This is a genomic window from Glycomyces sp. L485 (assembly GCF_022548875.1).
Taxonomy (GTDB): Bacteria; Actinomycetota; Actinomycetes; order Mycobacteriales; family Micromonosporaceae; genus Glycomyces.
Genome location: NZ_JAKZEW010000024.1, coordinates 378 through 12217 on the forward strand (window position 1 = coordinate 378; position 11840 = coordinate 12217).

At 67.9% G+C, this 11840-nt stretch carries 8 protein-coding genes; 5 read left to right on the forward strand and 3 right to left on the reverse strand.

Translation table 11 applies throughout. The features are described from left to right. Nucleotides 1-443 precede the first annotated feature (443 nt). The 3 genes from L0U85_RS12930 to L0U85_RS12940 form a co-directional block, all read right to left on the reverse strand. Nucleotides 444-1049 (reverse strand): acetyltransferase, encoded by a 606-nt coding sequence (locus L0U85_RS12930; RefSeq protein ID WP_241378175.1) that lies wholly within the window; start codon nt 1047-1049, stop codon nt 444-446. 171 nt (nt 1050-1220) lie between these two features. Beyond that, nucleotides 1221-2651 carry a hypothetical protein gene (locus L0U85_RS12935; RefSeq protein WP_241378176.1) on the reverse strand — a complete coding sequence of 477 codons (1431 nt, stop codon included), beginning with the start codon at nt 2649-2651 and terminating at the stop codon, nt 1221-1223. Nucleotides 2652-2725: 74 nt separating this feature from the next. Further along, nucleotides 2726-3493, reverse strand: a complete 768-nt coding sequence (locus L0U85_RS12940) for a hypothetical protein (protein WP_241378177.1) — start codon at nt 3491-3493, stop codon at nt 2726-2728. Between the two features lie 215 nt (nt 3494-3708). On the opposite strand from L0U85_RS12940, the gene L0U85_RS12945 reads away from it, so the two are divergent. The 5 genes from L0U85_RS12945 (at nt 3709) to L0U85_RS12965 (ending at nt 11815) form a co-directional block, all read left to right on the forward strand. Beyond that, nucleotides 3709-4632, forward strand: coding sequence for a VCBS repeat-containing protein (locus tag L0U85_RS12945; protein ID WP_241378178.1), 924 nt, complete (start codon nt 3709-3711; stop codon nt 4630-4632). Nucleotides 4633-4892: 260 nt separating this feature from the next. Continuing rightward, nucleotides 4893-6956 (forward strand): glycosyltransferase family A protein, encoded by a 2064-nt coding sequence (locus L0U85_RS12950; protein WP_241378179.1) that lies wholly within the window; start codon nt 4893-4895, stop codon nt 6954-6956. A gap of 56 nt (nt 6957-7012) precedes the next feature. Then, on the forward strand, nt 7013-8602 hold the full coding sequence (locus L0U85_RS12955) for a glycosyltransferase (RefSeq protein WP_241378180.1): 1590 nt from the start codon (nt 7013-7015) through the stop codon (nt 8600-8602). Beyond that, on the forward strand, nt 8599-10716 hold the full coding sequence (locus L0U85_RS12960) for a methyltransferase (protein ID WP_241378181.1): 2118 nt from the start codon (nt 8599-8601) through the stop codon (nt 10714-10716). Before L0U85_RS12955 ends, L0U85_RS12960 begins: the two co-directional genes overlap by 4 nt. 178 nt (nt 10717-10894) lie before the next feature. Next, the gene (locus tag L0U85_RS12965) at nt 10895-11815 is read left to right on the forward strand and encodes a proline dehydrogenase family protein (protein ID WP_241378182.1); all 921 of its coding nucleotides are present in this window, start codon (nt 10895-10897) and stop codon (nt 11813-11815) included. Nucleotides 11816-11840 lie beyond the last annotated feature (25 nt).

An 11840-nucleotide genomic window follows, 5' to 3' on the forward strand; every position in this document is an offset into this window, starting at 1 on the left:
ATCCCGCGAACCCTAGAGTCCCGCTCCTGCTCCCGCTCCCCACGACCGACCTCCGTGGCCGACGACCCGCCCCCGACCTCCACTCAGATCCTTCGCCGCTGCCCGCCTGAAGCCCGCCCGAAGCGGACCGAACTCCGAAGGGCCCGCCCCCACCCGACTCCTACCTCGTCATCGCCGCCGCCCTTGGGGCAGAAGAACCATCTGCCCGACATCACTCCCGCCAACGCCCCCGCGACCATTGCCGGACTCCCCAGGCAAACATGGACACACTCCGGCACTTCACTGTTACGGGACGGCCGCATCCTCATCGCCGCTCCGCCCGAAGTCGGGGGTCAAAGGAAGTCTTGTGGCAGCCAACCGGCTTGGCGCGCCTTCTCTTCATCGTCGCCGGCTTTGAGCAGCGGGACGAATCCTGTCGACGTTCAATGCCTCTCAGCGGAGTGCTATTGGTCTTCGACCGGCGCGAGGGCGCCGTCGGCCTCTCGGTAGCGCTCCTTGGTCTCGGGGCACACCCACACACCGTTTTCTGCGGGGTCGGCTTCGAGCCGGGCGCCGGAGCGGCCGACCCAGCCGGCTTGGCGGGCCGGAACGCCCAGGACGAGCGCGTAGTCAGGGACGTCCTTGGTGACCACGGCGCCGGCGGCGACCATCGCCCACTTGCCGATCCGCACCGGAGCGACACACACGGAGCGAGCCCCGAGCGAGGCGCCGGTCTCGACGGTGACGCCTACGGCATCCCAGTCTGCGTTGTTCTTGCGGCGGCCGTCGGCGGCGATTGCGCGCGGTTGGCGGTCATTGGTGAGCACGGCTGCCGGTCCGACGAACACGCCGTCGGCGAGCGTCGCCGGCTCGTAGACGAGGGCGTAGTTCTGGAGCTTCACGTTCGAGCCGATGCGCACGCCGGTGCCGACGTAGGCGCCGCGCCCTACGATGCAGTTCTCTCCGAGGACGGCCCTCTCCCTGATCTGGGCGAGTTCCCAGACGCTGGTGCCGTCGCCGAGCTCGGCGGACGGGTCGACCTGTGCAGAGGGCTGGATCCTGTACTGCATCGGTGTCCTTCGGGTTCTGCGAGTCATTCGCTGCAGATGTACTGGCCTGGCCGGGCGTGCTCATGCTATCGGAACCGCCGCAGGGCAAGTGACGAGCGGGCCCGGACTCGATGAGTCCGGGCCCGCCGTCTTGGGATCAGGAACGACGCGTTCCCACGCGCCGGAGTCCGATCACGGCGGGGCTCCGTTGACCGCCGCGCCAAGGAGGAACGTCTGCTGGATGTTCCACACGTCCGGGTTGAGCGCCATCCGCGCCGAGTACCACACCCGGTATCCGGGTCTGCCGAATTCGGTGTCCGTGAACATGGTCGCCCGGTACAGGTGGTCGTGCATGGTGGGTTTGATTCTCGGAATACCCGAGAAGTGCGAGTTCTCAAAGCTCAACGGCGTCTCTCCCAGGATGAACAACAGGTCTCCGTCACGGCCGGTGGAACCTATCGCGGTGTCGTTCAACAGGCCGATGTACGAGGTGTCGTCCTTGAAGATGTTCAGGTGCCACGGCTCCTTGTCCCGCTGCATCGGCCCCAGGCTCACGGCGTCCGCGGGGCTCCAGTTCGCTTTCGCGGGAGTGGATCCGCCTTCGTAGTAGACCATCCGGTTCGGCGAGCCCAGGATGTCGATCGCCCACATGACCCAGCGGCCGTCCTCGTACAGCAGCGACGGCGACAGCGGCCGACTCACCCTCATGGAGCTCCGCAGGGCCTCCGCCGGCGCAGACCAGTTGACGCCGTCCGTGGACGTCGAGTACTTGATCCGCTCCTGGAGTGCGTCGGGAATCACCACCCGCCAGAACACGTACATCGTGTCGTCCGGGCCCATCTGCAGGTCGGTGTCGGAGTTGTAGGGCCCCGGCAGCCCGGGTTGGTCGTCGATCGGGTTGGTCAGGCCCGTCGGCACGACCCAGTTGACCCCGTCGTTGGACGCGGCGATGTTCGGGTCCTCCCACGCGGAATTGCTGGAGGGATACGGCGTGTGCGCCATCCAGTACTCGAAGCCGTTCCAACCGCCGGGCACCCGAACGACGCTCGGGTGGGTGGTCTGGCCTCCGGAGGGCGACTGCACCGTCGGGATCGTCCGCTTCCCGCCGTAGGGCCCCCAGACCCTGTCAGGCACCTCGACGGCCTGCTCCGGGACGACCGGCGCGCATTCGTCCAGGTCGGTCTCCGCTTGCAGCACGATCCGCTCGTCACCGCGCCCGTCCGCGAACTTCCGGTCGACCTCCGCCTTCAGGCCGACGCGGCCGACGTCCCCCGGAACCATCGCCGTCCCGGACAGCGAGCCCTCTCCGGGTGGAGGCAACTCGGTGCCGGGCTGGAGGGTGCCGGCGAGATCGGCGTCCCCCCAGGGATCCGATTCGGGTCCGATCTGGACGTCGACGTCGGCGAGGACGTAGGTGTATTCGGGGTGGACGGGATCACCGATCGCATCGGTCAGCAGGAACTCCACCTCCAGATCACCCGCGCCGCCGCAGATGGCTGAATCGAATTCGAGCGCCGGTCCGGTCTGGGGAGTCTGCTGGGCCTGGGAGGGGATGCCGATCATGACTGTGGTGAGTACACCGGAGGCGGTCACCAGGAGCCATTGGCGCGACAGAGAACTCATTCGTCTTTGCCCCTCTCCGCTGAGAATGGACAGCGGTCGAATATCCCTGAATTGATGCATTTCCGATCCTTGCCTCAGGCGGGATGTGTCACGGTCAAATCGAAGTCGGTCAGCAAGCCGACCGGTTCGGAGCCGGTCACGCCATCCGCCCCGTCCCACAGGATTTCCAGGCTCGGCACCCTGAAGGTCTGGCCGAACGGCGGGAACTGCGGGTCCGCGACGGTTTCGGTCGGCAGCAGCCTGATCGGGGCGGTATAGAGGTAGAGGGGATCGCCACCGTTCACGATGCCGGGCACCGACTCGACCTCGAATTCCAGGCCGGGATTGAAGATGATCGACTGCGTCGACTGGTCGTATTGGAAGTCCGTCGGGATTCCGGGGCGGATTGAGACGAAGACTTCTCCGAAGGCCCCCTCCTGGCCGCTCAGCCGGAGCACGAGGTTCGCGGTGTTCATCGCTTGCGTCCCCTGGGGCCTCGCAAGGTCAACTTCGCCCGCGAAAGCCTCGGTGTCGAACGGTTCAGGCTGCCCCAGAATTTCGATCGTCGCCCCGGGGCTCGTCAGCGAGACTCGCCTGTAATTGGGGTTTTCGGTGGCCTGTTCGGGCGCCGGTGTGGCACCGGGCGCGGAGGGGGCTCCGTTCGTCGGCGCCGCCGTGATCATGGTGGCGGCGAGCAGGACCGCGAGTGGCGCCGCGGCCGCGGCGATGGTGAGCCGGTTCCTTCGAAGGAAGGCGAATCTCGGCCGGATGGGCCGGTCGGTCGACTGGAGTGCCATGGCGCCCCTTTCCTGTTCCGTGGTCACGGCGGGGCTCTCATGGCCCGCACCGATCGGCATCCACACCGGACCATAGGTGCCCAGGACGCCGCATGTGCCGATTCGGTCGAAATCCAGCGCCGAGCGGACGTGTCGGCAGTGGCCGACGGTATAGGTCGCGACCCGAGGTATTTCTCATTTCTTCGGAATCATGCCCGTGGCTACTGTATGCAGTTGACTAAGGACGGTCACTGTCTGTGCACCACGAAGGCCAATCGGCCCTGATTTCGAAGGAAGCATTCATGAAAAACAGCTCGCACCCGGGCCGTATCGCCCGGGTTCTGCGGTGGCTCGTCGCCGCGAACGTCTACATCGTGGGCGCCGCCGTCTTCGTCGTTCCGCCCACGGCCTCGGCGCAGTCCGAAGCCCACGACGCCGGCCCGGCCGAACAGGTGGCCGCCGGGAATTACGACTACAACGGCGACGGCCTCGACGACGTGGTGGCCCGCCGGGACGCGACCGGAAACCTCGAGGTCTGGCCGGGCGACGGTACCGGCGGCTTCGGCACGAAGTACATTGTCGGCGGTGGCTGGGGCGTCATGAACCTCATCGAGACCGCAGGCGACCTCAACAACGACGGCAACGCCGACATCATCGCCCGGGAGGCGAGCACCGGTCGGCTGTGGTTCTACCCGGGCAACGGAACCACGTTCAATTCGCGCTCGTCGATCGGCCTCGGCTGGGGGGTCATGAGCGCCATCGTCTCCGGGCACGACTACACCGGCAACGGCAACGTCGACATAATCGCCACCGAGGCCGGCACCGGGACTCTGTGGCTCTACCCCGGCGCCGGCACGGGCAATACATTCGCCAAACGGATCCAGATCGGGTCGAGCTTCCACCTGGTGGAGGAACTGACCGCGGTCGGGGACATGAACGAGGACGGCCACGCCGACGTCGTCGGCGTGAGGCTCGCCGACGAGTGCATGTACTTCTATGCGGGACCGGCCACCGGGCAGTTCGCGCCTCCGCTCCTGTTCGACTGCGGCTGGGACGTGATGGAGTCGGCGGCCGCCGTCGGCGACTTCGACGGAGACGGCCACGCGGACTGGCTCGGTCGTGAGCCGGACCATAACCTGCTCTACCTGTTCAAGGGCGACGGCACCGGCCGTTACTCCTCGTCCCCTGTCATCGATTTCGGGTGGAACTCGATGACGATCGCCTGACGGCGATGAAGTGAGGCGCCGCGTCCGGGGCCTCGGCTCAGAGGTCACGGCCGAGCTGTCCCCGGACGCGGTCGGTGCCGTCGCCACCGGCGTTCACCGAATCGTCACCACCACGGCGTAGGTCTTGCGCGAGCGGCCGCAGCTCGGGCTCGCTCACCAGCGGAACGGCTGTATCGAAACGGGAGACGGTTCGACGGGATCGGGCAACACGCCGAGCAATTGGCCTTCAAAGTCCCGCTCGGCCAGTATCGTGCCTGTGCATGACCGATTCCCTCGTAGCAGGCAGTCGACCGCGAGATCCCGGATTTCGCCACGGGCCGAACCCGATGCCGACCGCCGGAGACGATGCGCCGCGTACCGGCGGATCGGAGACCGTCGACCGGTTGGTCGAGCGGGCGCTGGTCACCGCGAAGGCCTGCAGTGTCAACGACATCTACCTGTGGGGGCAGTACCACAACTCGCGCCTGGCGCGGCACGTGCTGGCACGCCTCGCGTGTCCGGACGACCCCGACGCCGTCCTGCGACCCGGCGCCGACCGGTCGCGGCTGAGCAAGGCCGCCCTCAACCTCGAAGCGGTCTGCGCGCTCGCGGCGTCGATCGCGCTCAAGGCCCGCGACCACGATGAGCGCGCCACGGCCCTTGAGCTGTTCGACCTGGCCCACAGGCGGCTGGATGGCCGGATCCCATTGGAGTACCGCGAACCGCACGTCATGACGGCCTATCTCGACGGCCGCGGCAGACGCGTCAAGACGCTGATCGGCTCCTACGGCGAGCTGCCCTGTCGACTGGATGAGGCGATTCGCTGCCAGGACGCGCACCCGTGCAATGGCGGTTCCGCGCGGGGCTACCTGCGTCGCCTCAAGGAGTTCGCCGACTGGCCGGAGTTGTCGGATCCCGACGACGATGCGCCCCTGAGCATCGACCGGCTCCGGACCCGACCGGTGGAGGCGGTCGAGGGCGGCCACCTGATCTCGGTGGTCATGACCTGCTTCAAACCTGACAAGACGCTGCTGACCGCCGTGCGGTCGATCGTCGCGCAATCCTGGCAGAACTGGGAACTGCTGCTGGTCGACGACGGCTCCGGGGCGGAGTACCGGAACGTCCTCCGTGAGGCCGCCGCCCTCGACCAGCGCGTCAAACTGCTGATCCAACCCCAGAACGCCGGCACCTACCAGGCGAGGAACCGCGCGTTGGCGGTCGCCAAGGGCCGGTTCGTCACCGGACTGGACTCCGATGACTGGGCGCACCCGCACCGCCTCGAGAAGCAGGTGCGACCGCTGATCGACAATCCGGGCCTGGTCATGGTCGAATCGCACAGCATCGCGGTCAGGGAGGACCTGTCGCTGATGATCGATCCCCAGACCGCGGTGATCGCAGCGAGGTCGACCCCGATCATGGTCCGCGCCGACCCGGTCCTGCGGCGGATCGGCTTCTTCGACGAGGTCAGGAAGACCGCCGACTCCGAATTCCGCTCTCGCGTCAAGACGGTGTTCGGCAGGCGGGCCGTCGCTCGACTCGCGACCGGGCCGCTGACACTCGTCCGCCACTCGGCGACCACGCTGTCGGCCGGGGAGGTCTCGCGGCACTGGATGTCGGCGAGCCGACTCGCCTACCACTCCGGGTTCACCGACTGGCACCGGAACATAACCAAAGGCACTACGGAGCCTTTCATGGCGTCGCTGGCGAGGCCCCGTCCGTTCCCCATCGCCCGCGACATCACGCGCACCAAGGCGCAGAACCGCGAGATCGCATACGGCCGCATCTTCGCGGCGGACTGGCGCTCTCTCGACCGACGGCGCCGCCTGATGCTCGACGACGCGGCTCTTCTGGCCGAGAGCGGGGTCCGGGTCGGACTCGTCCACCGCCCCGAATGGACAGCGGTAGACGGCGCGCGTCCCTTGATCAACCGGTCCGTCCTGGCGTCGGCCTCGAAGTACGGGTTCGACTTCATCGACCTCGAGGAGCGGCACACCGCGCCGATCGTCGTGCCCACCAAAGCCTATGTCGAATTGCTCCGATTCGAGCACCCCGAGCTCGCGGTGGACCGCATCCGCGTGCAGTCGGCGGAGCCCGAACCCGCCGAGAAACCCCGCCTCAGTACCGAGACCGGGCGCGGACGCACCGCTTCGCGTCGAGCGCTCACCAAGAAGGAAGCGGCGCTCGCCGGCGCCGGACTGTGCGCCACCGCCGCGGCGATCGGGTTCGCGGCAGTTGTGGAGCCCACTTCCCTGCAATGGTCCGCGGGTGGAAGCCTCGCGATCTGGACCGGCCTAGTGCTGGCGATGATCACTCGGCGTTTTGCCTTCCGCTCCGTATCGGGATGACCGCCGCGGACCGTACCTCACGCGCTCGACCGAAAGAGACGAGGAACCCACAAGTCATGCGCCTGAAGCAAATAGCAAGAACCGCCGCGCGTCGGCCGACCTGGTCGGCGGCCGCGGCCCTGCCCGCCGCTCCGGTGGTCGCGATCGTGCTCCCATTCGACGGCCCTGGCCTGCGCGCGGCCGTCACGGTCGGCGCGCTCGGCCTGCTGACCGCCTTCGTGCATCTGCGTCTGCAGCGGGCGCTCGACCGGGCGCGGGCCGCCGCAGTGGAACCGGAGCCTCGGCGGTCTTCCAGGGGTTCGCGACGCAGCGGACAGCCGCCGGCGAAGCGGCTCCGTGAGCTCGAGTCGTGGGAGAATCGGCTGAAGTACGGCTGGTCGGCGACGGCTGGAGCCGCCCTTCGTGAAATCGCCGAATCCCGGAACGAACACGCCGAGTGCCGGGTGAAGGCCATGGCCGCCCTGTGCGAGCACCGCGCGAAGCTCGGCCGAGTGCGCCGGGCCGAAGGGAGGACGCTGGAGGTCGACATCGCAGTGGTCTCCACGCTGAACCTGCGGGGAGGCACGACCTCTGCGAACGAGGCCGAGATCCTGGCCTATCTCTCGGCCGGTCTGAAGGTCGCACTGGTCCACCACCCGGTCCGGGACCGGGCCATGGGCCGTCCGGTCGACCCCCGGCTGCGCACCCTGATCGACGGTGAGCACGTCATCGAGGTCCACCCCGAGGACACGGTCCGATGCGATCTGGCGATCGTGCGGTTCCCAGTGGCCCTGGCGAACATCATGGACGACCGTCCCCGGATCGACGCGGCCCGGACGGTGCTGCTGGTCAATCAGACGCCCTTCGAGGAATACGGGCTGACCGGCGGATACGGGACGGCCTGGAGCATCCGCGACGTCCACCGGAACGTCACCGAGTGGCTCGGTCCGCACACCTGGTACGCGATCGGGCCGGCAGTGCGCGACGTTCTGCGTGAGCACCACGCCGACGAGCTCGCCGAGATCGACCTCGCCGACGACTTCTGGTACGAGACGATCGACATCGTCGATTGGACGGTGCGGCCGCGAAGGACGCGGGCGCAAGGCGACCCGATCCGGATCGGACGGCACAGCCGCGACCACGTCACCAAGTTCCCGAACATGGCGCAGCGCCTCCGCGCCGCCTACCCCGACGCCGCGGACATGGAGGTGCACGTGCTCGGCGGCCACGAGGCGCTGCTGCAGATCCTCGGCGCGATACCGCCGAGGTGGACCTCTCATCCCTTCGGCACCAAGTCCGCAGTGGAATTCCTGGCCGAGGTCGACGTCTACGTCTACTTCATCGACGAGAACCTGGCCGAGGCCTTCGGCCGCGCACCGCTGGAGGCCATGGCCGCGGGGGTCCCTTGCATCCTTCAGCCCAGCTTCGCCGAGCTGTTCGGCGACGGTGCGCTCTACTGCGAACCGGACGAGGTCGAGGCGCACGTGCGGCGCTTCATGGACGATCCGGTCCACTATGCCGAGCGTTCCGCCGCCGGCCTTCGCACGGTCCACGAGCGCTTCTCCCCGGAGGCCCTGCTGCGCCGAGTGAGCGGCCTCGGCGTCACCGTCGAACCGCGACCGGAGGCGGCCGAGGCCGCCGCCCTGAGCCTGGGAGGCGCCCGATGAAGCCCGCGACCGCCAAGCGACTCCTCCGACCCCGGAACGCCGTGCCGGCACTCGCCTGCGCTGCGGCCGCCGCAATGCCGCTGGCGCTCCCGCTGGGGCCGGCGCTCTTCGGCTCAGGCCTGACGCTCCTCGCCTTCGCGGCGATCTGCGGCTGCGATGTCATCGAGCTGCGCCGCCTGTCCCGCGACATCGCCTTGAAGCGGCGGGCGTCCGCGCTGCTCCGTGTGCGCGCCGGCCAAACCACGACCGGTGGGGCGATGCCCGGCGACCTGCGTCGGCTCGAGCGCGTCGGCGAGGCACTCGCCGGAGGCTTCCCTGACTCGGCGGCCGAGGAGGCGTTGGCGGTCGCGTCGCGGACCAGAGTCCCCGCATCCGATCGGCTCGCGGCGCTCCGGACGGTCGTCGACTGGCATCGGCGCTACGACTCGCAGTCACCCGAGACGCGGCGTTCCAGATTCGATGTCGTCTTCATCTCGCACCTCGGGCTGCAGGGCGGCAACACCTCGACCAACGCCGCCGAGATCCGCGTCTGCCGCGACCTGGGACTCAAGGTCGGTCTACTGCACCACCCCATCTACAAATGGGGCCCGAACGCGCCGCTCCACCCGCGTGTGGAGGAGCTCGTCAACGGAAAGTCGGTGAGCTTGATCGGCCTCGACGACGCCGTCGAGTGCGACCTCGCAGTCGTGCGCCTGCCTACCGTGTTGGTGAAGCCGCTCGAGCGGCGTCCGAGGATCACGGCGGGGAACACCGTCGTAGTCGCCAATCAGACACCGTTCAAGTTCTACGGGACGGACGAGCCCCGCGAGGAGGCCTGGGACGTCGCCGCCGTGGAGCGAAACGTCACCGAATGGCTGGGGCGCCCCACCTGGTACCCGGGCGGACCGAACGTGCGAGCCACGCTGCTCGAGCACCACGCCGAGGAGATCGCCGGCCTCGACGTGGCATCCGAACTCTGGAACGAGACCATCGAGGTCGGGCAGTGGCGTTTGGACGGACGCCGCTCCCCGGACGGTCGCATCCGCATCGGCAGGCACTCTCGCGACCACCTGCTGAAGTGGCCGGAAGACCCGGAGACGCTGCTGCGTTGCTACCCGGACCGGGAACCGTTCGAGATCCATGTTCTCGGAGGCGCGGAGACGCCGACCCGCATCCTGGGGAGCTTGCCTTCGAACTGGACAGTTCACGCGTTCAACGACTTGTCCGCCAGGGACTTCCTTGCGCAGATCGACATCATGGCCTACTTCATCTCCACCGACGGGCTGGAGGCGTTCGGCCGGGCGCCGCTCGAGGCGATGGCCGCGGGGGTGCCGGTCGTTATGGACCGGCGCTTCGAGCCCACCTTCGGCCCGGCGGCGGTCTACTGCGAACCGGACGAGGTCGCTTCGGTCGCGGAGCGGCTCTGCGCCGACCCGGAAGCCCATGCGGCTCAGCAGTCGGCGGCATGGAAGCACCTCACCGATCACTTCTCGGCTCGTGTGCTGGTGGAGAGGCTGTCGCAGTCCGACCGAGGCGGGCGCCTGAGCGAACGGCTCGAGTACACGCCGGCCCGATACTGGGACCGGCGCTATCGCGACGGTAGGGACTCCGGCGAGGGCTCGCGCGGGGACGAGGGTTCGTACAAGGCGCGGTTCGTGAGCGATCTGATCAAGGAACGGGAGATCGACAGCCTGATCGACTGGGGCTGCGGGGACGGTCAGGTCCTCGCGAAGGTCGACCTGCACGGTGCGTCGTACACCGGAGTCGACGTCTCCGAGACCATCGTCGAGAGGATGCGCGAGCGGTTCTCGGAGCGGCCGAACTACAGTTTCGATCTGCCGTCCGGCGTCGACCTGTCGGATCGCCGCGACCTCGCCCTGAGCATGGACGTGCTCTTCCACCTCCCGAGCGACGTCGATTACGACGCCTACCTGTCCCGGCTGTTCGGAAGTGCCGGTCGGCACGTGCTCGTCTACTCGACGGACTACGCGGGAGGCCAGACGGCCCCGCACGTGCGTCGGCGCGAGTTCACCGCGGACGTCGCGAAGCAGTACCCCGAGTGGAAGCTCGTCCTGTCCGAACCGCCGCTGGCGGAGGGTCTCGCGTCGTTCTTCCTCTACGAGAGGGTCCGGTGACGCCGTCGGTGATGTCGGTCCTCTCCATCACCAAAATCAATAATTCAACGGACGAAGGCATGATCTTCTCTTCGAAGTAGTGGTCTGAGCTCGAGTTGTGTCTTTGTTTTTAATGTTTCAACCTCCGCGTTATGGGACCGTGACCAGATATTGAACGATGGGAGGATACGCTGCAAACATGCTGCGTTCTGTCATCCTCGCCGCCGCTCGCTCATCGAAGATCGAGCGTCTCGTCGGCACCGCGCCGGTGTCCCGCTCGCTCGTCCGCCGCTACGTAGCGGGCGAGACGACGGCCGACGCGGTCGCCGCCGCCAGAGTCCTGGCCGCCGACGGCCTGCTCGCCACCCTCGACCACCTCGGTGAGGACACCATCGTCGTCGAGCAGGCGCACGCCACGAGAGTCGAGTACCTGAACCTGCTCGCCGCGCTCAAGGCCGAGGGTCTGTCCAAGACCACCGAGGTGAGCGTCAAGCTCTCGGCGCTCGGGCAGCGCATCGACGCTGAGCTGTCCTATAAGCTCGCCCGCGAGATCTGCAACGCCGCCGCCGACACCGGCACCACGGTCACCATCGACATGGAGGACCACACCGTCACTGACTCGACGCTGGAGATCGTCGCGCGCCTGCGCGAGGAGTACGGCGACGCCGGGGCGGTCCTCCAGGCCTACCTGCGGCGGACCGAGGACGACTGCAAGGCTCTTGCCACCGCCGGCTCGCGCATCCGCCTGTGCAAGGGCGCTTACAAGGAACCCGAGTCGGTCGCCTACCAGCGCAAGCTCGACGTCGACCGCTCGTTCGTGCGGTGCATCAACGCGCTCATGGCAGGCGCCGGCTACCCGATGCTCGCTACGCACGACCCGCGCCTGGTCGAGATCGCCATCGACCGCGCCCGCTGGTTCGACCGCGAACCGGACTCCTTCGAGTTCCAGATGCTGTTCGGCATCCGCCCGGCCGAGCAGCTGCGCCTTGCCGCCGACGGCTACCGGATGCGCGTGTACGTGCCCTACGGCAACCAGTGGTACGGCTACCTGATGCGCCGAATGGCCGAGCGTCCCGCCAACGTGGCGGTGTTCGCCCGCTCACTGTGGACAAAGTCCTAGGGTCTGTCCCGAACGGGCTGGATCC